We start from the raw sequence: 24,201 nt of genomic DNA on the forward strand, positions 1-24,201 counted from the left end.
CCCACCCGGAAGACGCCCCGAGAAGCTCCCAAGGACCGCCCCCCATGCCCGTTTCCTTTGCCTCCAGCTACCGCGCGCCGTTCTTTCTGCGCAACGGGCACGCGCAGACCATTTTTCCCGTGCTGTTCCGCCCCCGCCCGGAGGTGGAGCAACGCCGTGAGCGCCTGACCCTGCCCGACGGCGACTTCATCGACCTCGACCTGACCACCGCCGACCCCTTCGCCCCCTTTCAGGGCGTGGCCGTCATCTCGCATGGCCTGGAAGGCAATTCGCGCCGCCGCTACGTGCAGGGCATGGCCAGCGCTCTGGCCGCCACCGGCTGGGACGTGGTGGCCCGCAACTTTCGGGGCTGCGGCGGCGAAACCAACCGCCAGCCGGGCATGTACCACAGCGGCGAAACGGAAGACCTGCACGCCACCGTGGAATTCTGCCTGGCCCGTGGCTACCGGCGCATCGCGCTGGTGGGCTTCAGCATGGGCGGCAACCAGACCCTGAAGTACCTGGGCGAGAATCCCGGCCGGGTGCCCGCCGAAGTGGCCGGGGCGGCGGTCTTTTCCGTGCCGTGCGATCTGGTGGGCGCGGCGGCCGTGCTGGACCGCCCGGCCAACCGCATCTACATGGAATACTTTCTGCGCTCGCTGCGGGTGAAGATGCGCGAGAAGGCGGCCCTGTTCCCCGGCATGTTCGACCTGACCGGGCTGGACGCCATGCGCACCTTCGCCGAGTTCGACGAGCGGTTCACCGCGCCGCTGCACGGCTTTGCCTCGGCCATGGACTACTGGACGCGCAGTGGATGCCTGCCGGTGCTGCACGCCATTCGGGCGCCCACCCTGCTGGTGAACGCCTGCGACGACCCGTTCCTGTCGCCAGGCTGCTTCCCCGAGGCCGAAGCCGCGCGCAATTCGGCGCTGCATCTGGAAATGCCCAAGGCGGGCGGCCACGTGGGCTTCGTGACGCTGAACGGCGGCAACCGCTACTGGTCCGAGGCGCGGGCGGCGGATTTTCTGGCGGGATTGGGCGCGGGGCAGGCCGGGCAGTGAGGCGGCGCGGCCGGAACTGAAGCCAGAAGCCGGGCCGGAATGCAGCCGGGACGCCGCAAGACGTCGCCGGGCGGCCTTTCGCCCTTAACCGCCATTTGCCGCAAACGACGCGACGACGGGACGATGCATGCGCATCGCTCCGTCGTCGTTGCGTTCCGGGGCGGAAACGGTGGCGGGCCGCTAATGAGGCTGCCGCAGGGGGCAGCGGGTGGGCCGCCTGTGAAGCGTTAATTGAGCCGCTTGTTGTGCTCGGGCATGACCGCCAGCAGGGTGTCCTTGTCCAGCGCCTCGGACCGGGCCAGCAGGGTCTGGCCGCGCAGGGCGGAGGCCCCGATGCGCCGCATCACCGACTGGTAGGCGGGGTGGGCCTTGTCGGGCAGCGTTTCCAGAAAGCCGTGGCGGTTCAGCAGGGTCAGCAGGCTGCGCACAGACTCGGCCATTTCGGCCATCTCGGCGCACAGGTCTGCCCGCAGGTCCATGTCCAGCGCGGGCTTGGTGCCGTCGGTGCGGGTGGCCTCGCCAAGGCGGCGGAGCATGTCCTGGTCTTCGGTGGTCAGGTTTTCGGCGGCCTGCCGCATGATGTTCTGTTTCATGAGTGCGCCTCCTTGGGCTTGCAGCCGGAAAAGCAGGAAGCGTGCCGTTGGCGTATTTTGCTGAAATTGCATGTGTTGTCTGTTGAAATGTCGGAAACCGGACAGCCCCGTGGCGCACCGGCGGACGGTTGGCTGACGCAGCCGCGCCGGGCAGCAGCAGCGCCCGTGCCCTTTGCGGCAACGCGCCGCAGGTCACAACGCAAAGGCGGCCGGAACCCTTTCGAATTCCGGCCGCCGTGCATTGCGATGCGGCTGGCGTCGGCACGGCTGCCCGCGCGAGTCGGCCCTGCCGTTTGCCTTCGGCTACTTGCCCTTCTTTTTGGCGGCTTCCATCTGGTAGCGCTTCTGGGCGGCCAGGATGGACTTGCGCAGGCGGATGGACACGGGGGTTACCTCCACCATTTCGTCCTCACGCACGAAGTGCAGGGCGCGCTCAAGGGTCATGGGCCGCACGGGGGTAAGGATGACGTTCTCGTCCTTGCCCGAGGCGCGCATGTTGGTGAGCTTCTTTTCCTTGGTGGGGTTCACGTCGATGTCGTTTTCGCGGTTGTGCTCACCGCAGATCAGCCCTTCGTACACCGGGTCGCCGGGCACGCAGAACATTTCTCCGCGCGGCTCCAGGTTGAACAGGGCGTAGGCCACGGCGTTGCCCGCACGGTCGGACACCAGCGAACCGGTGAACCGGGTGGGGAAGTCGCCGCGATACGGCTCGTACCCTTCCAGGTACGAGTTCATGATGCCGGTGCCCTTGGTGTCGGTAAGGAATTCGTCGCGGTAGCCGATGAGCCCGCGCGAGGGCACGGAAAACTCCAGCCGCACGCGGCCGGTGCCGTTGTTGGCGCAGTTGGTCATGCGGCCCTTGCGGATGGACAGCTTTTCGGTGACCACGCCCATGAACACCTCGTCGCAGTCCACGTACAGGTGCTCGATGGGCTCAAGGCGCTCGCCGTCCTTCTCGCGCATGATGACTTCCGGACGGCCCACGCACAGTTCGAAGCCTTCGCGGCGCATGGTCTCGATGAGGATGGCCATCTGGAATTCGCCGCGGCCCTTCACGATGAAGCTGTCACGCTCCTCGGAGTCTTCCACGCGGATGGCCACGTTGGACAGGGCTTCGCGCAGCAGGCGTTCGCGGATCTTGCTGGACTGCACCAGCTTGCCTTCGCGACCGGCCAGCGGCGAGGTGTTGATGGTGAAGCGCATGGCCACGGTGGGCTCGTCCACGCGGATGCGGGGCAGGGCGCGCGGGGCTTCGCGGGTGCAGATGGTGTCGCCGATCTTCACGTTCTCGATGCCCGCCACCACCACGATGTCGCCGGGTTCGGCCTCTTCGGCGTCGCGCAGTTGCAGCCCTTCGTAGACCTGCAGGCGGGTGACGCGCAGGGGGTTTTCCTTGCCGTCCTCGTCGATGCAGACCAGGGTGTCCTTGGCCTTGACCGAGCCGTGGAACACGCGGCCCACGGCCATGCGGCCGAGGTAGTCGGAGTAGGCAAGGTCGGCCACCAGCATCTGGAAGGGTTCCGCCGGGTCGTACGCCGGGCCGGGCATTTCCTTGACGATGGTCTCGAACAGCGGGCCAAGGTCCACCTGCTCGTCCTCAAGGCCGTGCATGGCCACGCCCTCGCGGCCGATGGCGTACAGCACGGGAAATTCCAGCTGCTGTTCGTTGGCGTCCAGGTCGATGAACAGGTCGTAGATCTCGTTCAGCACTTCCTGCGGGCGGGCGTCTTTGCGGTCGATCTTGTTGACCACCACGACCACCTTCAGCCCGGCTTCCAGCGTCTTGCGCAGCACGAAGCGGGTCTGGGGCAGGGGGCCTTCCGAGGCGTCCACCAGCAGAATGGCGCCGCTGGCCATGGACAGGGCGCGCTCCACCTCGCCGCCGAAGTCGGCGTGGCCGGGGGTGTCGATGATGTTGATCTTCACGCCCTGCCACGACACGGCGCAGTTCTTGGCGGCGATGGTGATGCCGCGCTCGCGTTCCAGGTCCATGCGGTCCATGACGCGGTCGTCCACCTGCTGGTCGGCGCGAAACACGCCGCTCTGGCGGAACATGGCGTCCACGAGGGTGGTCTTGCCGTGGTCAACGTGGGCGATGATGGCGACGTTGCGCAACCTGTCGTTGTGCACTGCGGTGCTCAAGGGAAATTCTCCTGGCGGGATGGGCTTCGGCCACGGGCGGGGCAGGGCCTCTGGCCCGGCGCGGCTGGTGGCTTGTGGGGGAAGACGCGTTCCCGCATGCGGCGGGGAGGCGGGGCGGGGCGACGGACCCGACCACGGCGACCCGGCGAGGGGTCTGGCAAAGGCGGTCACGGCATGTCGCGGACGGCATGCATACACCTACGCGGGCCGGGTGGCAAGCGTGTGTCGGCGGATTGGAATGATAAAGGAAAGCTGTGGCGGGCCACCGGCTTTCATTTCGAATGGCTGCCTTCAACCTGCAATCCCACCGAACAGGATGCCGGTCAGGGTCGCCATCACGATAACCAGCGAGACATAGACCACCGTCTTCTGCGTTCCCATGACCGACCTGATGACCAGCATGTTGGGCAGGCTCAGCGCGGGGCCAGCCAGCAACAGGGCCAGTGCGGGGCCCTTGCCCATGCCGCTGCCCAGCAGCCCCTGCACGATGGGAATCTCGGTCAGCGTGGCGAAGTACATGAATGCCCCCAGGAACGAGGCGGTGAAGTTGGCCATGAAGGAGTTGCCCCCCACGGAGGACGAGACCCAGGCGGAGGGAATCAGCCCCTCGTTGCCGGGACGTCCCAGCAGCATGCCCGAAACGAGCACCCCGAAGAGCAACAGCGGCAGTATCTGCTTGGCGAAATCCCAGCTTGCCCGAAACCACTCGCCGGTTTCGTCCTCGCGCACGCTGATGATGGCCGAAAGGCCCACCACGCCCGCTACGAAAGGAACCAGCGGCAGATGCGGCAGCGCACCCGCCAGCATGGCCACCACGCCACCCACCCCCACGACGCGTGAGAGGGGCAGGTCGAACCACCGCACAAGGGCCATGCCCAGCAACAGGCCAAAAGCGCCCGCCGTCCACCAACGCCACGTGTAAATCATCGCCCACAGCCCTTCCGATTCTGCGGGCCGCCCCCAGTTGGCGAACACGAGAATGCCCACCATTGAGGCGAAATACACGACATCCTGCCCCAAGGTGCGGCGTGTTTCCGGAATGGGCATGGCCGCCATGCCCTCCGCCTTTTCCGTCTCTTCCTTGCGGTATATCCAGTGCATGGCCAGCCCGATCACCACACTGAACAGCACCGCCCCGACGGCGCGCGCGATGCCGATTTCGGCGCCAAGGATGCGCGCGGTGAGGAATATGGCCAGGATGTTGATGGCGGGGCCGGAATACAGGAAAGCCGAGGCAGGCCCCAGCCCTGCCCCGCGCCGGTAGATGCCCGCGAAAAGCGGCAGGATGGTGCAGGAGCACACGGCAAGGATGGTGCCGGAGCAGGAGGCCACGGCATAGGCCACGGCCTTGTTGGCCTGCGGCCCAAGGTACTTCAGCACCGAGGCCTGGCTGACGAAGACGGAAATGGCCCCCGCGATGAAGAAGGCGGGCACGAGGCACAGCAGCACGTGTTCCTGTGCGTACCACTTGACCAGGTGCAACGCCTCCAGCACGGAATCGTCAAACCGGGCCACGCCCACGGGCAGCCAGAAGCAGGCCACGAAAACAACCAGCATGACCGCAAGCGGTTTCCATTGCTCCTTCCAGAACATGATACCCTCCGGGCGGCAAAGCCGTCGGTTTCGGGTTACGAATCGAGAAACGGGCGGATGATGAAATAGCCGCCAAGCAGCCCCACGGCGATGCCCGCCAGACGCCGGAACCAGGCGCTGCCGCGCTGCATGGCGCGGGCAGCCAGCAACCGCTGCACCAGCGCGGCGGAACTGCCCGCCGCCACGATGGGCAGGCAGTGGCCAAGGCCGAACAGCACGACAAGCACGATGCCTTCGGCCACCCGCTGCTGCACCGTGACCACGGCCAGCAACGGCGCGATGAACCCGAACGTGCACGAGCCGGAAAGCACCCCGTAGGCAAGTCCCAGCACGAACGCACCGCCGTGCCCGCGCACCCGCAGCCTTGCAATCAGGCCGCCGCCGGACATGGTGCAGGCGGCAACGCCCAGCATGCCGAAGGCCACCCACAGCAACAGCGCCCCCACCGGAATGGTCCAGTATGGCCCCACGTCGCCAAGCATGCGCCCGAGCAGGGTACAGGCCACCCCGATGAGGGCTATGGTCATGAACAGCCCAATCGTGAACAGCGCCGCATAGCCTGCCGCCTGCCGTCCCTCCACCAGTCGGCCCTGACCGGCCACGTAGCCGACGATGAGCGGGATGGAGGCCAGATGGCACGGGCTGAACAGCACGCTCACCAGCCCCCAGAGAAAGCTGCCCAGCGCGGCCACAAGGAACCCGCCGGAAAGCCACGTGGCGACCGCAAGCAGGAAATGGTCGAACATGCCGTACACCCCGGACACGGCGGTCAGCCCTTCAGAAGCACGTCAAGCATGCGCCGGATGCTGTCCTTGTCCATGAAGCCTTCGTGCCGGTACACCTCGGCCCCGGACTTGTCGTAGAATATCTGGGTGGGAATGACCCGGATGCCGTAGGCCTCTGATTGGTCGGGGTTCTCCCATACGTCGATGAACACGACGTCGGCCTTGCCCGCATATTCCACCTTCAATTCCGACAGGATGGGGGCCATCATCCGGCACGGGACGCACGACTTGGCCCCCAGGTCGATGACCGTCACCGTCCCCTTGGCGGGGTGGGCGGCGTTTCCGGCATATGCCGGGAACGCGACCGCACCCAGTGCAAGCAGACACAACAGGGCAACTGGCAGCACATGTCGCGTCACATCAGATGTCCGCATTGAAGAACCCTTGATGGTAAAAAGTCATGGCGTGTCAGGCGGCCACTGGCGGAAAGGGAGTGCTGCCCCATACTGCCAACGCAGCGCCACCCGCCGATGCTAGCCGCCGTGCGCGTCGCCGCCGGGCTTGCGGTTGGCCAGCGCGGTCCGCAGGGCCGTACGTATCACGTCCGCCGGAATGGTCTCGTACAGAGCGCCACCCAGTTCCAGGGCACGGCAGTCCGTGGCCGCGCCGAGCAGTTCGCCGCAGGAATCGCAGCAGGTTTGGGTAACCCGTGCGCCCGGCAGCAGGCGTTCTATGGGCACCCCGTCCACGAGAATGCCGTTGGACGCGGCGATGTCGAAGGGGTCCAGCCGGGTTTCCCGGTACTCTATGTGCACGCCGTCTCCGGCGAATTCCGCGGAGAGCGCCTTGATGGCACTCCGCAGTTCTGCCCCGGTGTCGCGGCACCGGTCGCAGGTCTGGCCCTGCACGTCGAGGTGCCGCCACTCCACGACCATGGCCCGCGCCTCCGCGCTCATGCACAGCACCCGGTACCGCTCGGGGTGGCGGGGTGCAGCGCACGCACGGCGGCCTTTGCCTGCTCCACCAGACCGACGGGGATGGCCAGTTCGCGGTCCTTGACCTTTTCGATGCCAAGGTCCGTCAGGACAAGGTATTCCCAGCCGGACACCTGGGCATTCTCCATGATCTTCCTGGCGCACCCAACGGGACAGCCATCGAGCACGACGATGCGCGACGTATCCTGCGCCGACTTCACGAACCCCTGCAATTGCGCCCCGATGCCCGCGAGGCAGAACATCTTGCCGTGTCCTTCGCGCGTGAGTTCCACGGCGGCCTGGTTGGTGATCTGCCCGACGTTGGACCCGCCGGAACAGGCCAGGATCATGACTTCACCCGCATTGCCGCAACAACCGCTCATGGTCGCCTCCTACCTGCCCAGCCAGGACAAGACGTCTTTTTTCGAGGGCACCTTGCCCACGCACTTGACCTCGCCATCAATGACCACGGCTGGCGTGGTGAAAACGCCGTGCATGGTGATGTCCTTGATGTCGGACACCTTCTCCACGTCGGCGGCTACCCCCGCCTCCTGCACTGCCTCGCGCACAACCTTTTCCGCCTCTTTGCACTTGGGGCACCCCGGCCCGAGAATCTTGATCAGCATTGTTCCTCCAATGTGTTGTGAACTAACGAAAATCTGAACTGCAATCGGGCATGTCCAAGGCACATCTGCACATGCCCACGTCTTGAATGCCGCGGGTGGCGTCCGTGCACCGACCCAGCGCCGCCGCAGCCATCCCCTGCGACCTCCCGCGAGGTTATGGCTCCAGAAACAGGCCCTGCTGAACCTCCCCGGCTGCCTCAATTTCAAGGCAACCGCATCATTACTCTATTTGGCAAAATTGCCAAGTAAATAGATGCTCACATTTTGCCGAATGTCCAGCAAAATAGCTGGGCAGTGCGGAGGCTTTGCTGCTTTTAATGAATTATTTCGGAAGGATTCAGAGTAAGCGGGGTCTTGTCGGCATTGAACGAACGGCAGGCACCCTCTGCGGTGCGCGATCATGGGAGGCGGTGGGTGCGCCTTTTACCCACAAGCACGGGGGTGCGGATTGTCAACCAAAAGACAGGCCGATGGGCGGGATAGGCGGAAACGCTGAAACAAGGTGGATTTTTTTGTTACCCGGAAGCGCAGCACACCTGACAAAAACGTACGGAACAGGGCAAGGAACAAGGCAGCATCTGCCCAAAGCGTTGCACGTGTGCCCAAGCAAGGGGGAGAGGGCGGGTTTGCATGTGGCGCCCTTGAGTAATCGCCTTGGCCGTACTTTGGAAAACCTTAACGGGGCGGTCTGTCGGGCATGCGAGAAATCCGTCTTTACGGATGTGTCCGAGATTGCCTGCAGCACATCCCGTCATGAAAAGCAGAATGCGCGCTCCACCAACAGTGGAGCGCACTTCTCTTCCAACCTCCCCCCTACACCCTCTCCACCACCGCCGCCACCAGCCGGGTCAACTTGTCCCCGGCCTCATTGGCCACGCGGATCACTTCCTCCAGCGGGGCTTCCTTCATGCAGTCCGGCAGGTTCTTGTTGGTCAGGCACGAAATGCCCAGCACCCGCAGCCCCATGTGGCGCGCGGCGATCACTTCCAGCACCGTGGACATGCCCACGGCATCGGCCCCCAACTGGCGGTACATGCGGGTTTCCGCCGGGGTTTCCATCTGCGGGCCGGGCACGCCCACGTACACCCCGCGCTCCAGCCGCACGCCAAGGCGCGCCGCCTCTTCCATGGCGATACGGCCCAGCGCCGCGTCATAGGGGGCGCTCATGTCCGGAAAGCGCGGCCCCCAGGCGTCGTGGTTGGGCCCGGTCAGGGGGCTGCGGCCGGTGAAGTTGACGTGGTCGGCGATCAGCATCAGGTCGCCCGCGTCCCAACGCGGGTTCAGCGCGCCCGCCGCGTTGGTGATGACCAGGGTTTCCACGCCCAGCGCCGCCATCACCCGCACGCCCATGCACACGTCTTCCGGCGCGTAGCCTTCATACAAGTGGCAGCGCCCCTGTTGCAGCACCACCTCTACCCCGCCGATGCGCCCGAACAGAAACCGTCCCTCGTGAGAGGCCACCGTGGACTGCGGAAACCCCGGTATCCGCGCGTAGGGCAGGGCAACGGGGGCGCTCAGGGCGTCGGCAAGCCCGCCAAGGCCGGTGCCGCACACAACCCCCACGCGGGGGGCGTGTCCGGTCTGACCGGTCTGTCCGGTCTGGCCGGGCATCTCGGACAGGGTGGAAGCGATAACGGATGCCGCATTCTGGACATTTTCCGGGTTTTGCATAAGATCACCGACATTATTGATTGTGCGTGAACGGTGGGGGGCCACCAGACCGGTCAATCCGGTCCGCACTGCCTGCGTCCGCATTGGGGGGAACCGGCGGCGCAGCACAGCGAACAGGCAGGATATTAGGCCGAACCTATGGATATAGCAACTTTTTTCGGGGTGCTCACGGGCTTCGGCCTGGTTGTCGGGGCCATCATGATGGGTCCCGAGCCGGGGAAGTTTTTCGACATCGCCAGCGTGATGATCGTGTTCGGGGGCACCGGCGCGTCCATCCTGGTCACCTTTCCGCTGGAAGAGGTGCTGCAGGCGGTGCGGGGCGGCTTCAAGGCGTTCGGCTCCAAGCGGGTGCAGGCGCAGGACGTGGTGAACACCATGGTCCGCATCGCCGAGATAAGCCGCCGCGAAGGGCTCATCGCCCTTGAGAACGTGCAGACCGAGAACGCCCTGATCAAGAAGGCCTGTCAACTCATTGCCGACAACGCAGACCCCGGGCTTATCCGGGGCACCGTGGCCATCGAAATCGCCTCCATGAAGCGGCGGCACAACGTGTCCATCAGCGTGTTCAACCGGCTGGGCGGCTACGCCCCGGCGTTCGGCATGATCGGTACGCTCATCGGCCTCGTGCAGATGCTCGCCACGCTCAACGACCCCTCGTCCATCGGCCCGTCCATGGCTGTCGCCATCATCACCACCTTCTACGGGGCGCTGCTCTCGAACCTGCTGTTCCTGCCCATCGCGGGCAAGCTGAAGGCGCGCAGCATGCAGGAGGAACTGCACCTGCTGATCATTTTCGAGGGGGCCAAGTGCATCCTTGAAAACAACAACCCCAGGCTGGTGTACGAGAAGCTTTCCTCGTTCCTGCCGCCCAAGGAGCGCAAGGATGGCCGATGACGACGAACTGGACATGGAAGTCGAAGAGGACGAGCCGCCGACCGAATGGCTGGCCACACTTGCCGACGTTTCCATGCTGCTGCTGTGTTTCTTCATTCTGCTCTTCGCCCTGTCCACCATCGACAAGACCAAGATAACCGAGACGTTCGACGCCGTGCGCACGGTGTTCGGCGGCAAGGACAAGGAACTTGCCACCTCGTCCGTGCGCAGCGAGGACACGAGCGCGCTGCTTGAATCGGTGCGGCTGCAACGCCAGATCATCGAGGCCCAGCGCAACACCTATTCGGAAATGCGCACCTACTTCAACAAGCAAGGGGTAGAGGGCGTTATCGGTTCGGTGTTCGACGAGGGCGTCATAACCCTGCGCATTCCCGCGGAAGTCATGTTCGCCCCCGGCGAGACGGACCTGAGCCCCCAGGCCGAGCGCTACCTGAAACCGCTGGCCGATCTGTTCGTGCGCAAGAAGGACCAGTCCATTAATATCCGGGGGTTTACGGACGACTCACGGCCTAGTCAAACCTCAAGATTCCGGGATAATTGGGAACTTTCTTCGTTGCGCGCGGTGAGCGTATTACGCTATTTCCTGAAAGCGGGCATCGACTCCAAGCGGTTGACAGCCACCGGGCTTGGTGAGTTAGACCCCCTGTTCCCGAACACCACGGAAGAAAACCGTGCGCGCAACCGGCGCGTGGAATTCATGCTGGAACGCCGGGTGACCAAATGATGCCGGGGGGCTTCACAATCCGGGGGTGGCAGCGGGGATGGCGATGACACACGACGAATTCGACGATTTCGACTTCACGCTGCCTTCGGACCACGAGGGCGAACGTCGGGCCTACCGCACGTCGGTGCCCGGTCTCGAGGCACGCGTGGCGGGGAAGGACGGCACGTTCCCCGTAGAGAACGTGAGCGCGGTGGGCATTGCCATGCATGCCGCCGGCCACGCCTTCACGGAAGGGGAGGTCCTCAAGCTCGATCTGCTGATCCAGAACAGGCCCTACATTCCGGCGCTGCCCGCAAGGGTTGCGCGGCGGGTGAACGACGGCCTGGTGGGCTGCGAATTCACCGCGCTGGATTTCTGGCAGGAATCGCGCCTGGACAAGCTGGTGCTTGAGGTCCAGAAGCGGATTATCGCCCAGCGCAAGGCGGAATCCGAAAAACGTGATGCGCAGGCCGCCGGGCAACCCCGGATGAACGGGGATGCCCCCGGCGCACCCGCCAATGCGGGCAGCGCCACCGTGATCACGGTGGACAGCGCCGCCGGGACGGAACTGGACGTCTGACGGTCCGCGCGGGCATGAGGGTGCCCGCGTTGTGGCCCGCGATGTTCGTGCGTCGCGGTGGCGATGTTGTGCGGCCTTTGAACATGTACAACCATATCGAGGGACATTGGTGCAGACGAAAGACCACAAGGTGCTGGTGGCGAACAGAGGGGAAATCGCCATTCGCATCGTTCAGGCCTGCCGCAAGCTGGGCCTGGCTTTCACGTGCGTGTACACGGCGGAGGACGCCGCGTCGGGCCATGTGCGCATCGCCCGCGAACTGGGGGGCGACAAGAGCCTCTACCGCGTATCCTCCTATCATGACGCCAACGAACTGATGGCCGTAGCCGACGATGCGGGCGCCACCGCCGTGCATCCGGGCTACGGCTTTTTTGCCGAAGACTATCGCTTTGCCCGCCGCGTGTCCCAGCGCGACAGAAAGCTCATCTTCATCGGCCCTTCGTGGCGGGTGATTCGCGAGCTGGGCGACAAGATCAATACCAAGCGCCTCGCGCGCAGCCTGGGCGTGCCCACCGTGCCCGGTTCCGACCGGCCCATCTACGACGAGATGGAAGCGGAAAAGGTGGCCCAGAGCCTGTTCGAATTCCAGGAACAGCAGGGCATCCGCAAGCCGCTGGTGCTGGTCAAGGCATCGGCGGGCGGCGGCGGCATGGGCATCGAAGAGGTGTACGACATCGACCTCTTCCGCTCGGTGTACCGGCGCATTCGCAACTACGCCCTGCGCCAGTTCAAGGACGAGGGCGTGCTCATCGAGCAGCGCATCCGCGACTTCAACCACCTGGAAGTGCAGGTGGTGTCCGACCGCAGCGGGCGCAACCCCGTGCATTTCGGCACCCGCAACTGCTCCATCCAGTCCACGGGCCTGCAGAAGCGCATCGAGATCGCCCCCGGTTTCGATCCTTCGTCCATCGAGTACGGTTTCGACGCCGCGCAGGTGCTGCGCGACATAACCCAGCACTCGCTGGCCATGGCGCGCAAGGTTGGCTACGATAACGTAGGTACCTGGGAATGGATCGTCACCCGCGACGGCCGCCCCTTCCTGATGGAAGTGAACACCCGCATCCAGGTGGAGAACGGCGTGTCGGCCACCATCGCCCGCGTGCGCGGGCAGAAGGGCGTGGATATCATCGCCGAGCAGATCCGCATCGGCCTTGGCGAACCGCTGGGCTACGGGCAGGAGGACATCACCTTCGAGGGCGTGGGCATCGAATACCGCCTCATCGCCGAAGACCCGGACAACCGCTTCACCCCGTGGGTGGGCCGCGTGGACGGCTTCGGCTGGCCCGAGCGCCCCTGGCTGGCCATGCATACCCACGTGCCCAGCGACGACCCCTACGACATCCCCACCGAGTTCGACCCCAACCTGGCGCTGGCCATCATCTGGGGCAAGGACCTTGCGGAAGCCAGGGAACGCGGTGTCGAATTCCTTGACACGCTGGTGCTGGAAGGCGCCAACAACGCGGGCGAGCCGCTGCGTTCCAACGTCCGGTTCCTGCGGGACAACACCGGGCGCATCCTCAAGTTCTAAAGGGTACCTTCCAAGGGTCACGTCGCTTTCCAGTCTGTCTGGAAGGCGCGGCCCGGCCCCGGCCATCGCCGTCCGCCATCCATACCGGCGGACACGCGGCAGCCTTCGCCCGCCACGGCACCGGCGCGCGAACGTCCACCGCCAAGCATGCTACCCGACCCCGCCGGAACTGCGGGAAAGCGACATATGGATACCGAAAAGAGAACGCAGCACCTCGCCGAACGCCTTGGCTACATCCGCGATGTTTTCGGCGGCAAGCACAACGAAAACATCGCGCTCCTCGAGTCGAAGTTGCAGGAATTCAACCTGCGGCTGTCGGAAGGCTCCATCAGCGACGAAAACGCGGCGCTGACCACCCTGGAAGACCTGTTCGACTTCGTGGAGCGCAAGCTGGAAGCCGAGCTGACACCCATGGACAAGGTGCGCATCGTGCGGCACCCGCAGCGCATCTGCCTGCGCGACATCCTGGAAAACGTCTACGACAACTACACCGAAATCGGCGGCAAGGACGAACACTCCATCGATCCTTCCATGCTCATCGCCCGCGCCTACATCACCCGGCGCAGCGGCAAGAAGACCATCAACCAGCCGGTTCTGGTCATCGGGCAGGAAAAGGGCCACGGAGAGGAATTCCGCAACGGCGGCTCGGTGAAGCCGTGGGGCAACGCCAAGGCCCTTCAGTACATGAAGGTCGCCGAAACCGAAGGCATCCCCATCCACACCTACGTGTTCACGCCTGGCTCCTACCCGGTGGAGGACTACCCCGGCGCGGCCCAGCAGATTGCCCGCAACCTGTATGAAATGGCGGGCCTGCGCGTGCCGGTCATCGCCGTGTTTTCGGAAGGCGGCTCCGGCGGGGCAGAGGCCATCGGCCTTTCCGACCGCCGCCTGATGCTTTCGCACGGGTACTATTCGGTCATCTCGCCCGAAGGGGCGGCGGCCATCGAGGGCCGCCTGCGCCACGGGCAGCGCGCCGCGCCGGAACTGATCGAAAAGTGCGCCCAGCAACTGCGCATCACGGCCGAAGACAACCTGCGCATGGGCTACGTCGACCATGTGGTGACGGAACCGCCCCTCGGCGCGCGCCCGTACCACTACGACTTCTTCCGGGGCCTGCGCCAGGAGATCATCCGCGCCACGGACGAGGTGATCCTGGGCGTGAAGGGCTTTGCCCCGTTCCGGGCCATGGTGCTGCGCCGCCGTCGCGGCAAGGCCGAAACCATGGACCTCGACAACATGTACGTGCGCTGGAGCCTGTCGTCGTCCGCCAAGGACCGGCTGGTCAACCGCCGCCACCGCAAGTTCAATCGCCTGGCCCGCAACGCCGCGCGCGACAGGCGCCCCGTGCTGCGCAAGCTGTCCAACATGGGCTGGGACGCCTGGTGGGACATCTACTCCTACTTCAAGTACGACCTGCTGCGTAAGCACCAGCAGAAGATCGCCTACCTCGTGGAAGAGGTGGAGGCCGAAGCACAGGTGCTGATGGAAAAGGTGGCCGCCCCGTGGCGCAAGATCACCTGCGCGCTGCCCGGCGGCGCGTGCCAGAGCAGCGAGCAGACCGAGCGCGAGCTGACCACCCTGTCCGACTGGGACGAGGAAGGCCAACGCAACGGCAACTGGAGCTACGTCAGCCCCCGCGCCAAGGAAGACCGCGCCATCACCTGCCCCAACGCGGGCAGCCACGGCTGCCTCGATCTGTGGGCCCCCGACCTGTTCGGCGAATTCGCCGGGGTGTGCACCTACTGCGGCCACCACTTTCCCATGGAATACCAGTGGTACCTGCACAACGTGTTCGATGAAGGCTCCATCTTCGAGTTCAACGCCGAGATCGAGGCGGGCAATCCGCTTGGTTTCGAGGGCTTTGACGTCAAGCTGGAGCAAGCCAAGAAGCAGACCGGCCTCAAGAGCGGCTGCGTCACCTTCGAGGCGCGCATCGACAACGTGAAGCTGGTGGTGGCCATGCTGGTGGCCCCGTTCCGGGGCGGTTCCGTGGGCGCGGCCGAGGGCGAAAAGTTCGTCCAGGCCGCCGAGCGCGCCAAGAAGAAGCGCTATCCCTTCCTTGCCTACGTGCACGGCACCGCCGGCATCCGCATTCAGGAAGGCACCAACGGCGTCATCCAGATGCCCCGCTGCACCATGGCCGTGCGCCGCTACATAGAGGCCGGGGGCCTGTACCTGGTGCTGTACGACACCAACTCGTACGCCGGTCCGCTGGCCAGTTTCCTCGGCTGCTCGCCCTACCAGTTCTCCATCCGTTCGGCCAACATCGGCTTCGCCGGGCCGGGCGTCATCAAGGAGACCACGGGCGTGGACATCCCGCCGGACTACCACCGGGCCTACCGGGCCCTGTCGCGCGGGCACATCCAGGGCATCTGGGACCGCCGCGACGCGCGCGCCAACCTGAAGCAGGCCCTTCTGACCATGGGCGGCCGCAACCTCTACTACCGGTAGCCCGCGCGCCGCAGCAGCAAGGAACAGGTGACATCCGTGTTCGACATCACGCAATTGCTGGATGAGATAAAGGCGTCTCCCTACGAGGAGATCGTCGTCACCGCGCCGCATACCGGCGTGGTCACGTTCGCCGACGTGCGCGAAGGCGCCCGGGTCATCGGGCCTTCCGGCACGTGGAAGGAAAAGAAGGGCACGCTGCTCGCCACCATCGAGCGCGAGCGCAACCAGAAGCCCATCCACGCCGTGGAAAAGGGCGAGGTCAAGGAAGTGCTGCGCCACCTGGAAGGCACCTTCGTGGAGGCGGGCACCCCCCTGGTGCGCCTGCGCCATTTCCTGTCCAAGGACGAGGTGCTGGCCATCATCCTGAAGAAGGCCCTGCACCTCTTCGTCGCGCCGGAGCGCGCCAAGTACTACTTCGCGCCCGACGTGGACAAGAAGGTCAAGGCCTCCGGCCCGCGCTCCGTCTCGCTGCACGAGGGCATGGACCTGTTCATCATGTCGCGCATGAAGCGCGAGGCCTCTCTGGCCTATTCCGGCCCCAGCGGCGTCATCTACGCCGTGTACTTTCAGCACAACGAGAACGTCGATGCGGGCCAGCCCCTCATCGGCGTGTGCCCGCCGGACCAGCTGTCGCTCATTGAGGACGTGGTGGCCCGCGTGCAGACCGAGTGGGAAGAACGGGAGTAAGCCATGGGCAAGGTGTTGCAGGTGCGCGTGTGGGCTTCCACCTACCGCGACGAGGACGTGGAAAAGGCCTGGCCGCTGCTCGTGGCCCTTGTCTGGCCCGAGCCCTTCGTCCGGCCCGTGGCCGGGCAGGTGCTGGGCCCGGCCGACCGGCGCGGCGTGCTGGAATTGGTGCAGGCCCTTGACGACGGGCTGCGCTTTGCCGGGTGGGACGCCCCCGTGCGCGACGCCCTGGCCGATCGCGTGCCCGCCATCGTGGCCCTGCGCGACAAGCTGGACGCTGCCCTCGCCGAATGGGACGCCCGCACCGCCAACCGCATCACCGATGAACTGGAAGAAGCCCTGGATCAGGCCGAAAAGGCCATGGTGAAGGCGAAGTAGAGATAAAGCCTGAAAAGGCGGAAAAGATAACGGGGGAAGGGGAGGACACTTTGAAAAGTGCCCTCCCCTTCCCCCGACCCCTTCCCCTCCCACAAACTTTTCAGTTGTGGGGTAGGGTAAGCAGATGGGGCGAGCAGTCGGCATTCCGGGTTGTGTGCGCCCCCGCTCGGGCAGGGCAGGGGATGGCCCCGGCCCGCCTTCGCCGCGCATCACGGTTGCGACAAAATGCATCCCACGGTATCACCCCATAGGGATGGCGCATGCCGTCCCGCCCCCACGCATACAAAGCAGACCATCGCAAGGAAATACGCATGCTCAACAAGGTCATGATCATAGGACGTCTCGGCCGCGACCCCGAACTGCGCTACGCCCAGAACGGCACCCCCATCGCCAACCTGCGCATCGCCACCGACGAATCGTACACCGACCGCGACGGCAACAAGGTCGACCGCGTGGAGTGGCACACCGTGGTGGTCTTTCAGCGCGCGGCGGAAAACTGCGCCAACTACCTCGGCAAGGGCAGCCTTGTCTTCGTCGAGGGCAGCCTGCAAACCCGCAAGTGGCAGGACCAGAACGGCCAGGATCGCTACTCCACCGAAATCAAGGCCCAGCGCGTCCAGTTCCTTGACCGGCGCGGCGAGGGTGCGGGCGCCCAGCCCGCCGAAGGCGGCGGCGCTCCCCGCCGGTCTTATCAGCAGCCCAGCCCCGGTGGTCAGGGCGGCGGGCAGGGCGGCCAGCGCCGTCAGGCCCCGCAGGGCGATCCCTACGGCGCGGACGAGGATCTCGGGCCAGCCTTCCCCTCCGAAGCCAGCGGCATGGACGACGTGCCGTTCTAGCCAGTTTGCATGGGGCCGCCGCAGGGCGGCCCCTTTGCCTTGCGCACCCCGGCGGCTCCACCCGAGCCGTCGGGGTTTTCTCATGTCGCAAGAAAAAAGATGTGCACACGTCAGAAGGCGGGAGTGATTATTTTCGTGCTTCGATGGAAAATTGGCTGTTTAGTTGCTTGAAATTGCGAGGAATGATCTTTTTTGACAAAAAAATCCTGTGCGCCATATCAAGATTTCTGTTGCCATGACGCGGAAAGGTGACATATGTACGTTCTGTGAACAAAAGTGCCGAGCAGGCCGCGCGCCATGACGGAAACCGGTGTTTCGCACCGCTTCCGGGCACGAAGCAGGGAACGCGCGCAGGGTCTGCGGTACCACCTTCCGCCGCCATGCGCGGCAGGAGACGCAGATGATGCACGATCCCATGGAACGCGGGCTGCTCAGCCGCATAGCATGGGCCTACTATGTCGAGGGCATGACCCAGTCCGACGTGGCCGATTGGCTCGGCATCAGCCGGGTTCGGGTCAACAGGCTGCTTCAGGTCTGCCGCGACGAAGGCTATGTGCAGATCCTGGTCAACGCCGATCGGGCTGTCTGCTACGAGCTTGAGCGCAGCATGGAGGCCGCCTTCGGCCTGCGCCGCGCCGTGGTCATCCCCACGCCCCCTTCGCAGAAATCGCTCAACCGCAACCTTGGCCACGCTGCCGCCCAGTACCTTACCGGGGTGCTGCGCGATGGTTGCTCATTGGGCCTCGGCTGGGGCACCACCGTTGCCGCAGCCGCCACCGCCGTGCCGCGCAAACCCGCCCAGGGGCTTACCGTGGTCTCCCTGTATGGCGGCCTGCCCTACAGCGTGGTGATCAATCCCTACGAAATAGTCGCCACCTTCGCCCGGCGGCTGTCCGCCGCGCAGACCTACTACATTGCCGCGCCCATGTTCGCCCCCAGCCCGGAATCGTGCCGCCTGCTGAAGTCGCAGGAGCTGTTTCGCTCCGTGTACGCGCGGGCGGTGCGGGTGGACGTGGCCCTCATAGGCATAGGCCAGCTTGCCACCGACGCCACCAACGTGGTGCTCGGCGCCATAACCCAGGATGACGTGCGTTCGTTGCAGCGCACCACCGCCGTCGGCGAGGTGTTCGGCACCTTCGTCGACGCATCCGGCGTGCCCGTCGACCACCCCATGAACGCCTGTTTCATGGGGCCCAGCCTCGACGAGGTGCGCTCCATACCAATGACCATCGCCGCCGCGGGCGGCGAGAACAAGACTGCGATCATAAGGGCGGCGCTTACCGGCGGCTTCGTCAACGTGCTGGTCACGGACGAGGGCACCGCGCTGCGCCTGCTCGATCGGGAACATGGAGGAGATGCATGAACAGGTCAGGGTTGCTGGAACGACTGAAGTCCGGCCGCGAATTCGATCTTCTGGTGATCGGCGGCGGGGCTACCGGTTGCGGCGTGGCCGTGGATGCGGCAACGCGCGGGCTGGACGTCGCGCTGGTCGATCGGGCCGATTTCGCGCAGGGCACCAGCAGCCGCAGCACCAAACTGGTGCACGGCGGGGTGCGCTACCTGGAAAAGGCGGTGCTGCAATGCGACCGCGAACAGTTCGGCCTGGTGCGTGAAGGACTGCGCGAACGCGGCTTTCTGCTGGCCAACGCCCCCCATCTGGCCCACGCGGTGCGCCTGCTGACGCCCGTGCCCACCTGGAAGGACGCGGGCTACATGTTTGCCGGGCTTACCCTGTACGACCTGCTGGCTGGCCGCCTTGGCCTTGGCCACAGCAAGTTCGTGGGCAAGCGGGCGGCGGAACGCATGTTCCCCACCCTGCGCATGGGCGACTACAAGGCCGCCGTCACCTACTGGGACGGCCAGTTCAACGACGCGCGCATGGCCGTGGCCCTGGCCCGCACCGCCAACGCCCACGGCGGCACCTGCTGCAACCACGTGGAAGTCACGCACCTGATCAAGGAAGGCGGGCGGCTGCGCGGCGCGGAACTGCGCGACATGCTGACCGGTGAAACGTGGACCCTGCGCGCCAGGGGCATCATCAACGCCACCGGCCCCATGGCCGACACCGTGCGCCGCATGGACGACCCCGGCGCGGACGAGATCCTCAAGGTCAGCTCGGGCATACACATCGTGCTCGAGGCGGGCTTCACCCCGCCGGACCTGTCGCTGATGATTCCCAAGACCGAGGACGGCCGCGTGCTGTTCATGATCCCGTGGCAGAACCACGTGGTCTTCGGCACCACCGACGAGCACGCCAACCCCGAGCACGATCCCGTGCCCGACGTGGCCGACATCGACTACCTGCTGCGCTACGCCAGCAAGTACCTGTCGCGCCCGGTCACGCGCGGCGACGTGCGCGCGGTGTGGAGCGGGCTGCGGCCGCTGGTGTTCGCGCCCGGCAAGGGCAGCACCCAGGAACTGGCCCGCACCCACGTCATCGAGGTTTCGCCCGCCGGGCTCTTGACCATCGCGGGCGGCAAGTGGACCAGCTACCGCATGATGGCCCAGGACACCGTGGACCGCGCCGACGTGGCCTTCGGCCTGAACCTGACGCGCCCCTGCGTGACCCGCCATCTGAAGGTTGTCGGCGCGCGCGGGTTCATCCCCGGCGGCCACACGGAAATCGCCCGCGAATTCGGCGTGCCGGTGGAACTGGCCAAGGCGCTGCACGGAACCTACGGCGACGAGACCGGCCAGGTGCTGACCATCGCGCGGGACGAGAACCTGGGCGACCGGGTGCACCCCGACCACCCGCACATCATGGCCGAAGTGGCCTTCATCGTGCGCAACGAACTGGCCATGCGCCTGGTGGACGTGCTGGTGCGCCGCCTGCCCATGGGCCTGCTGGACGTGGAGCACACGCTGCAGGCCGCGCCCGGCGTGGCGCGCGTCATGGCCGCCGAACTCGGCTGGGATGCGGCCCGCACCGACGCGGAACTGCAATACCTTGAAGCCTATCTTGCAAGGTGGCGCGCGCCCAGGGATTGAGGTTTGCCACGCGGGGCGGGGGGCGTCACACGGCGCGCCCCGTCCCCGTGATACGGAAGATGCGTGCGGCGCAAGGGTCGCCACGGGACAGTCACCGCGCCATGCCAGGCAGAACTTCCGGGCGGTTGCCCGGAACATGGCGCGAGGCAGCCTGGCCCGCCGCGCATGATGGATTTGAACCGTCAACGGATTCACCGGGTTGGTGCAGGCCTGGCGAGTCGCAAGGAGGGATGTGGCGTTCAAGCCGCCCCTGCCCGGTGGTTGGGCCGCATGGCCCAGGCAGAGCCGGGAAGGGATGCCGCACCCGCAAGGGTGTCGATCGTCGCGCGGAGAACGCAGGGTACTCCGCGTATTCGTAAGAGAGGGTGTATCATCAGGAGGATTCTATGAAGGAACTTTCGCTGGGCCGGGAAATGCTGTCCGAATTCATGGGCACCATGGTCCTGATCATCTTCGGCGCAGGCAACGTGGCCATGACCGTGCTTTTCGGCAAGGGCCTGAACATAACCTGGGACAACATCACCTTCGGGTGGGGTCTCGCCGTGCTGCTGGGCATCATGGCCGGCCTGCCCTCGGGCGCGCACATCAACCCCGCCGTCAGCCTGGCGCTGGCCGCCACCGGCCGCTTCCCCTGGAAGAAGGTGCTGCCGTACTCCATCGCGCAGGTGGCGGGCGGCTTCGTCGGCGCGGGCATCGTCTTCGCGGACTTCTACGCCAAGTGGATCGGCGTCGACCCGCAACTGGCCAGCACCGCGGGCATCTTCTGCACCTTCCCGGCCATCACCACGTCCTACCTTCCCGGCTTCATCGACCAGATCATCGGCACCGCCGTGCTGATGTTCGGCATCCTTGCCATCGGCGACTTCGCGGGCAAGAACAACATCGGGTGGATCGGCGGCATCCTGGTGGCGCTGCTGGTGGTGGCCATCGGCATGAGCCTTGGCGCCATGCACGGGTACGCCATCAACCCCGCGCGCGACTTCGGCCCGCGCTTCTTTGCCCTGGTGGCGGGCTTCACCCAGCCCAACCTGATGGAACCCGGCATCGTGCTGGTGCCCATCGTCGGCCCGCTCATCGGCGGCCCGCTCGGCGCGTTCATCTACGACTGGACGACGGGTGCCGTGCACAAGGCCCAGTCCGCCTAATGGTGGTGCAAACCGCCTTTTTTCCGCCCGTCCCGGCTGATGTACGCCGACGGTGGAGGGAACCCCCGGTTTGCATTCGTTGAAAGTGTTCCCGGCGGGCGGCCGGGCCACCAAACCCCGAGCCGCCCGTGCCGCAATCCCCCCAACCCAGGGAGTAGCACGACATGACCAAGTACGTTCTCGCACTTGACCAGGGCACCACCAGTTCGCGCGCCATCCTTTTCTCGCGCGAAGGCGACATCATCCAGATTTCCCAGAAGGAATTCACCCAGATATACCCGCAGCCGGGCTGGGTGGAACACAACGCCAACGAAATCTTCGACACCGAATCGTGGGTCATGCGCGACTGCCTGAAGCAGGCGGGCATCGACGCCTCGCAGGTGGTGGCCGCGGGCATCACCAACCAGCGCGAAACCACGGTGGTCTGGGACAAGGCCACCGGCGCGCCGGTGTACAACGCCATCGTGTGGCAGGACCGCCGCACGGCGGGCTTCTGCGACGAACTGAAGGCGCGCGGCCTTGCCGACACCTTCCGCCAGAAGACCGGCCTTGTGCTTGACGCCTACTTTTCCGGCACCAAGGTGCGCTGGATTCTCGAAAACGTGCCCGGCGCGCGCGCCAAGGCCGAAAAGGGCGAACTGCTGTTCGGCACCATCGACACCTGGCTCATCTGGAACCTGACCAAGGGCAAGGTGCACGCCACCGACGAATCCAACGCCAGCCGCACCCTGCTGTTCAACATCAACACCGGCCAGTGGGACGACGAACTGCTGGGCATCCTGGGCGTGCCGCGCTCCATGCTGCCCACGGTGACCCGCTCGTCCGAAGTGGTGGGCGAGATCCATCCGGAGTTCCTGGGCAAGGCCATTCCCATCGCGGGCAACGCGGGCGACCAGCAGGCCGCCACCTACGGCAACGCCTGCCTGAAGCCCGGCATGGCCAAGAACACCTACGGCACCGGCTGCTTCATGCTCATGAACACCGGCAAGGAAGTGCACGCCAGCAAGAACAACCTGCTGACCACCATGGCCTGGGCCACCCCGTCGGGCCGCTACTTCGCCCTGGAAGGCAGCGTGTTCATCGCCGGTGCGGTGGTGCAGTGGCTGCGTGACGGCCTTGGCATCATCAAGGACGCCCCCGAGGTGGAACAGCTGGCCCTGAGCGTGCCGGACAACGGCGGCGTGTACCTGGTGCCCGCCTTCGCGGGCCTTGGCGCGCCGCACTGGGACCAGTACGCGCGCGGCACCATGGTGGGCATCACCAGAGGCTCCACCAAGGCGCACATCGCCCGCGCGGCGCTGGAATCCATCGCCCTGCAAACCCTGGACATCATGGATTGCATGCAGAAGGACGCGGGCATCAAGCTGGCGGCCCTGCGCGCCGACGGCGGGGCCACCCGCAACAACCTGCTCATGCAGTTCCAGGCCGACGTGCTGGGCGTGCCGGTGGAACGGCCCAAGGTGACGGAAACCACGGCGCTGGGCGCGGCGTACCTGGCCGGTCTGGCCGTGGGCTTCTGGAAGAGCGAAGAGGAAATCGAGGCCATGTGGCAGCTTGACCGCCGCTTCGAGCCCAACATGTCCGCCGAGGCGCGCGAAAAGCTGGTGTACCAGTGGCAGCGGGCCGTGGAGCGGGCCAAGGCCTGGGCTCAGGAATAAAGCGCAACGCCTCGTTCTGCCAACGCATGACCGACGCCGGGAAGGGAAACCTTCCCGGCGTTTCGCGTTGCCAGTGGTGCAGGAACATGTGCCGGGCATGCGCGTCGGCAGATGTGAGGGCGACGGGGCGTGAAATGGGGAGCGGGCGCGACTACTCCCGCGCCGCACGGCTGAAGAATTCGCCCGGCGTGCGGCCCATCAACTGGCGGAAGGCGGCAATGAAGGCCGAGGTGGAATCGTAGCCCATGTCCAGCGCCACTGCGGTGACCCCGCGCCCGCGCTCCAGTTCCGGCAGGGCGGCCAGCATGCGTGCCTGCTGACGCCATGCACGCAGTGAAAGGCCCGTTTCGGCCCGGAACAGCCGGGTCAGGGTGCGCTCGCTCATGCCCGCGCGCGCGGCCAGGCGCGGCAGCGAATGGTCCTCGCCGGGGGCGTCCAGCATGGCTTCGCACAGGGCGGCCAAGCGGGCATCGGCGGGCAGCGGCAGGGACAGTCCGGCCTCGGGCAGGGCCACCAGTTCATCCAGCAACACGGCAACCAGCCGCCCCTGCGCGCCGTGTTCGTCGTAATCCCTGGGCAGTTGGGTAAAGGCCAGCACCAGTTCTCGGGCCAGCGGGGTTACCTCCACCACCCGGCAGCGGGCGGCGGCATCGGCCACTAGCCCTGCCACGGCTGCGGGGTCGATGTACAGGCTGCGCTGCTCCGCCGGGCCGCTGGTCATCACCTCGTGCGGCAGCCCGGCGGGAATCCAGATGGCCCGCTGCGGCGGGGCCATGTGGCTGCCCTGGCGGGTACGTATTTCCAACACCCCGTGCACGGCATAGCTGAACTGCACCCAGCCGTGGCTATGCGGGTGGGTCCACGATCCGGCGGCCAGCGATTCGGCCCGTGCGAACACGGGGCGGGGCAGGGCGGCGATGTCCGGTATGGCGCGGGGGATGGTCATGGCGGACTCCGGTGGCGGTGCACGGGCGGTTCGGGTGTACGGG

23 protein-coding genes are annotated in these 24,201 nt (G+C 65.8%); 13 read left to right on the forward strand and 10 right to left on the reverse strand.

The window, feature by feature from the left end:
- Window positions 1–44: 44 nt before the first annotated feature.
- Window positions 45–1,040 (forward strand): YheT family hydrolase, encoded by a 996-nt coding sequence (locus RVX_RS06325; protein ID WP_116305182.1) that lies wholly within the window; start codon window positions 45–47, stop codon window positions 1,038–1,040.
- Between the two features lie 227 nt (window positions 1,041–1,267).
- Here RVX_RS06325 and RVX_RS06330 read toward each other — a convergent pair whose 3' ends face one another.
- The 9 genes from RVX_RS06330 to RVX_RS06370 all read right to left on the reverse strand — a co-directional run bounded on the left by RVX_RS06330 (window position 1,268) and on the right by RVX_RS06370 (window position 9,364).
- Window positions 1,268–1,633 (reverse strand): hypothetical protein, encoded by a 366-nt coding sequence (locus tag RVX_RS06330; protein ID WP_116305183.1) that lies wholly within the window; start codon window positions 1,631–1,633, stop codon window positions 1,268–1,270.
- 303 nt (window positions 1,634–1,936) lie between these two features.
- Window positions 1,937–3,775, reverse strand: coding sequence for a translational GTPase TypA (gene typA, locus RVX_RS06335; protein ID WP_116305184.1), 1,839 nt, complete (start codon window positions 3,773–3,775; stop codon window positions 1,937–1,939).
- 291 nt (window positions 3,776–4,066) lie between these two features.
- Window positions 4,067–5,368 (reverse strand): permease, encoded by a 1,302-nt coding sequence (locus RVX_RS06340; protein ID WP_116305185.1) that lies wholly within the window; start codon window positions 5,366–5,368, stop codon window positions 4,067–4,069.
- Between the two features lie 35 nt (window positions 5,369–5,403).
- Window positions 5,404–6,114 (reverse strand): cytochrome c biogenesis CcdA family protein, encoded by a 711-nt coding sequence (locus RVX_RS06345; RefSeq protein WP_116306414.1) that lies wholly within the window; start codon window positions 6,112–6,114, stop codon window positions 5,404–5,406.
- Window positions 6,115–6,137: 23 nt separating this feature from the next.
- Window positions 6,138–6,407 carry a thioredoxin family protein gene (locus RVX_RS06350; protein WP_371682095.1) on the reverse strand — a complete coding sequence of 90 codons (270 nt, stop codon included), beginning with the start codon at window positions 6,405–6,407 and terminating at the stop codon, window positions 6,138–6,140.
- A gap of 219 nt (window positions 6,408–6,626) precedes the next feature.
- Complete coding sequence (locus tag RVX_RS06355; protein ID WP_116305187.1) at window positions 6,627–7,049, reverse strand: DUF2703 domain-containing protein; 423 nt, start codon at window positions 7,047–7,049, stop codon at window positions 6,627–6,629.
- Window positions 7,046–7,450, reverse strand: coding sequence for a putative zinc-binding protein (locus RVX_RS06360; RefSeq protein WP_116305188.1), 405 nt, complete (start codon window positions 7,448–7,450; stop codon window positions 7,046–7,048). The genes RVX_RS06355 and RVX_RS06360 overlap by 4 nt, the downstream gene beginning before the upstream one ends.
- Window positions 7,451–7,459: 9 nt before the next feature.
- The gene (locus RVX_RS06365; protein WP_007522637.1) at window positions 7,460–7,693 is read right to left on the reverse strand and encodes a thioredoxin family protein; all 234 of its coding nucleotides are present in this window, start codon (window positions 7,691–7,693) and stop codon (window positions 7,460–7,462) included.
- An 813-nt stretch (window positions 7,694–8,506) separates the two neighbouring features.
- Entirely contained in the window at window positions 8,507–9,364 is an 858-nt protein-coding gene (locus tag RVX_RS06370; protein ID WP_116305189.1) for a purine-nucleoside phosphorylase, read from the reverse strand.
- A gap of 138 nt (window positions 9,365–9,502) precedes the next feature.
- Between RVX_RS06370 and RVX_RS06375 the strand changes: the two genes are divergently transcribed.
- The 12 genes from RVX_RS06375 to glpK all read left to right on the forward strand — a co-directional run bounded on the left by RVX_RS06375 (window position 9,503) and on the right by glpK (window position 23,212).
- On the forward strand, window positions 9,503–10,258 hold the full coding sequence (locus tag RVX_RS06375; RefSeq protein WP_116305190.1) for a motility protein A: 756 nt from the start codon (window positions 9,503–9,505) through the stop codon (window positions 10,256–10,258).
- Window positions 10,248–10,982 carry an OmpA/MotB family protein gene (locus tag RVX_RS06380; RefSeq protein WP_116305191.1) on the forward strand — a complete coding sequence of 245 codons (735 nt, stop codon included), beginning with the start codon at window positions 10,248–10,250 and terminating at the stop codon, window positions 10,980–10,982. The genes RVX_RS06375 and RVX_RS06380 overlap by 11 nt, the downstream gene beginning before the upstream one ends.
- Before the next feature lie 43 nt (window positions 10,983–11,025).
- The gene (locus tag RVX_RS06385) at window positions 11,026–11,541 is read left to right on the forward strand and encodes a PilZ domain-containing protein (protein WP_116305192.1); all 516 of its coding nucleotides are present in this window, start codon (window positions 11,026–11,028) and stop codon (window positions 11,539–11,541) included.
- A gap of 109 nt (window positions 11,542–11,650) precedes the next feature.
- Window positions 11,651–13,069, forward strand: coding sequence for a biotin carboxylase N-terminal domain-containing protein (locus RVX_RS06390; RefSeq protein WP_007522629.1), 1,419 nt, complete (start codon window positions 11,651–11,653; stop codon window positions 13,067–13,069).
- 186 nt (window positions 13,070–13,255) lie between these two features.
- Entirely contained in the window at window positions 13,256–15,520 is a 2,265-nt protein-coding gene (locus tag RVX_RS06395) for an acetyl-CoA carboxylase carboxyl transferase subunit alpha/beta (protein ID WP_116305193.1), read from the forward strand.
- 36 nt (window positions 15,521–15,556) lie between these two features.
- Window positions 15,557–16,207: a biotin attachment protein gene (locus RVX_RS06400; protein ID WP_116306416.1), complete on the forward strand. Its 651-nt coding sequence runs from the start codon at window positions 15,557–15,559 to the stop codon at window positions 16,205–16,207.
- Window positions 16,208–16,210: 3 nt separating this feature from the next.
- Window positions 16,211–16,585 carry a hypothetical protein gene (locus RVX_RS06405; protein ID WP_116305194.1) on the forward strand — a complete coding sequence of 125 codons (375 nt, stop codon included), beginning with the start codon at window positions 16,211–16,213 and terminating at the stop codon, window positions 16,583–16,585.
- Window positions 16,586–16,896: 311 nt separating this feature from the next.
- The gene (locus RVX_RS06410; protein ID WP_116305195.1) at window positions 16,897–17,421 is read left to right on the forward strand and encodes a single-stranded DNA-binding protein; all 525 of its coding nucleotides are present in this window, start codon (window positions 16,897–16,899) and stop codon (window positions 17,419–17,421) included.
- A 400-nt stretch (window positions 17,422–17,821) separates the two neighbouring features.
- Window positions 17,822–18,784, forward strand: a complete 963-nt coding sequence (locus RVX_RS06415) for a sugar-binding transcriptional regulator (protein WP_116305196.1) — start codon at window positions 17,822–17,824, stop codon at window positions 18,782–18,784.
- Complete coding sequence (locus tag RVX_RS06420) at window positions 18,781–20,409, forward strand: glycerol-3-phosphate dehydrogenase/oxidase (RefSeq protein ID WP_116305197.1); 1,629 nt, start codon at window positions 18,781–18,783, stop codon at window positions 20,407–20,409. The genes RVX_RS06415 and RVX_RS06420 overlap by 4 nt, the downstream gene beginning before the upstream one ends.
- Before the next feature lie 386 nt (window positions 20,410–20,795).
- Window positions 20,796–21,554, forward strand: coding sequence for an MIP/aquaporin family protein (locus RVX_RS06425; protein ID WP_116305198.1), 759 nt, complete (start codon window positions 20,796–20,798; stop codon window positions 21,552–21,554).
- Between the two features lie 164 nt (window positions 21,555–21,718).
- Window positions 21,719–23,212 carry a glycerol kinase GlpK gene (glpK, locus tag RVX_RS06430; protein ID WP_116305199.1) on the forward strand — a complete coding sequence of 498 codons (1,494 nt, stop codon included), beginning with the start codon at window positions 21,719–21,721 and terminating at the stop codon, window positions 23,210–23,212.
- 151 nt (window positions 23,213–23,363) lie between these two features.
- On the opposite strand, the gene RVX_RS06435 is transcribed toward glpK, so the two are convergent.
- Entirely contained in the window at window positions 23,364–24,158 is a 795-nt protein-coding gene (locus RVX_RS06435) for an AraC family transcriptional regulator (RefSeq protein ID WP_116305200.1), read from the reverse strand.
- Between the last annotated feature and the right edge of the window lie 43 nt (window positions 24,159–24,201).

The sequence above is a fragment of the Nitratidesulfovibrio sp. HK-II genome (assembly GCF_003402415.2).
Taxonomy (GTDB): Bacteria; Desulfobacterota; Desulfovibrionia; order Desulfovibrionales; family Desulfovibrionaceae; genus Cupidesulfovibrio.

What these genes read in the sequence shown, in the direction of transcription:
- RVX_RS06360 (WP_116305188.1), bottom strand. Translation starts at nt 7,450, where the DNA reads ATGAGCGGTTGTTGCGGCAATGCGGGTGAAGTCATGATCCTGGCCTGT.
- RVX_RS06365 (WP_007522637.1), bottom strand. Translation starts at nt 7,693, where the DNA reads ATGCTGATCAAGATTCTCGGGCCGGGGTGCCCCAAGTGCAAAGAGGCG.
- RVX_RS06330 (WP_116305183.1), bottom strand. Translation starts at nt 1,633, where the DNA reads ATGAAACAGAACATCATGCGGCAGGCCGCCGAAAACCTGACCACCGAA.
- RVX_RS06375 (WP_116305190.1), top strand. Translation starts at nt 9,503, where the DNA reads ATGGATATAGCAACTTTTTTCGGGGTGCTCACGGGCTTCGGCCTGGTT.
- RVX_RS06420 (WP_116305197.1), top strand. Translation starts at nt 18,781, where the DNA reads ATGAACAGGTCAGGGTTGCTGGAACGACTGAAGTCCGGCCGCGAATTC.
- RVX_RS06385 (WP_116305192.1), top strand. Translation starts at nt 11,026, where the DNA reads ATGACACACGACGAATTCGACGATTTCGACTTCACGCTGCCTTCGGAC.
- RVX_RS06355 (WP_116305187.1), bottom strand. Translation starts at nt 7,049, where the DNA reads ATGAGCGCGGAGGCGCGGGCCATGGTCGTGGAGTGGCGGCACCTCGAC.
- RVX_RS06415 (WP_116305196.1), top strand. Translation starts at nt 17,822, where the DNA reads ATGATGCACGATCCCATGGAACGCGGGCTGCTCAGCCGCATAGCATGG.
- RVX_RS06380 (WP_116305191.1), top strand. Translation starts at nt 10,248, where the DNA reads ATGGCCGATGACGACGAACTGGACATGGAAGTCGAAGAGGACGAGCCG.
- RVX_RS06345 (WP_116306414.1), bottom strand. Translation starts at nt 6,114, where the DNA reads ATGTTCGACCATTTCCTGCTTGCGGTCGCCACGTGGCTTTCCGGCGGG.
- glpK (WP_116305199.1), top strand. Translation starts at nt 21,719, where the DNA reads ATGACCAAGTACGTTCTCGCACTTGACCAGGGCACCACCAGTTCGCGC.
- RVX_RS06405 (WP_116305194.1), top strand. Translation starts at nt 16,211, where the DNA reads ATGGGCAAGGTGTTGCAGGTGCGCGTGTGGGCTTCCACCTACCGCGAC.
- RVX_RS06410 (WP_116305195.1), top strand. Translation starts at nt 16,897, where the DNA reads ATGCTCAACAAGGTCATGATCATAGGACGTCTCGGCCGCGACCCCGAA.
- RVX_RS06435 (WP_116305200.1), bottom strand. Translation starts at nt 24,158, where the DNA reads ATGACCATCCCCCGCGCCATACCGGACATCGCCGCCCTGCCCCGCCCC.
- RVX_RS06395 (WP_116305193.1), top strand. Translation starts at nt 13,256, where the DNA reads ATGGATACCGAAAAGAGAACGCAGCACCTCGCCGAACGCCTTGGCTAC.
- RVX_RS06340 (WP_116305185.1), bottom strand. Translation starts at nt 5,368, where the DNA reads ATGTTCTGGAAGGAGCAATGGAAACCGCTTGCGGTCATGCTGGTTGTT.
- RVX_RS06425 (WP_116305198.1), top strand. Translation starts at nt 20,796, where the DNA reads ATGAAGGAACTTTCGCTGGGCCGGGAAATGCTGTCCGAATTCATGGGC.
- RVX_RS06325 (WP_116305182.1), top strand. Translation starts at nt 45, where the DNA reads ATGCCCGTTTCCTTTGCCTCCAGCTACCGCGCGCCGTTCTTTCTGCGC.
- RVX_RS06370 (WP_116305189.1), bottom strand. Translation starts at nt 9,364, where the DNA reads ATGCAAAACCCGGAAAATGTCCAGAATGCGGCATCCGTTATCGCTTCC.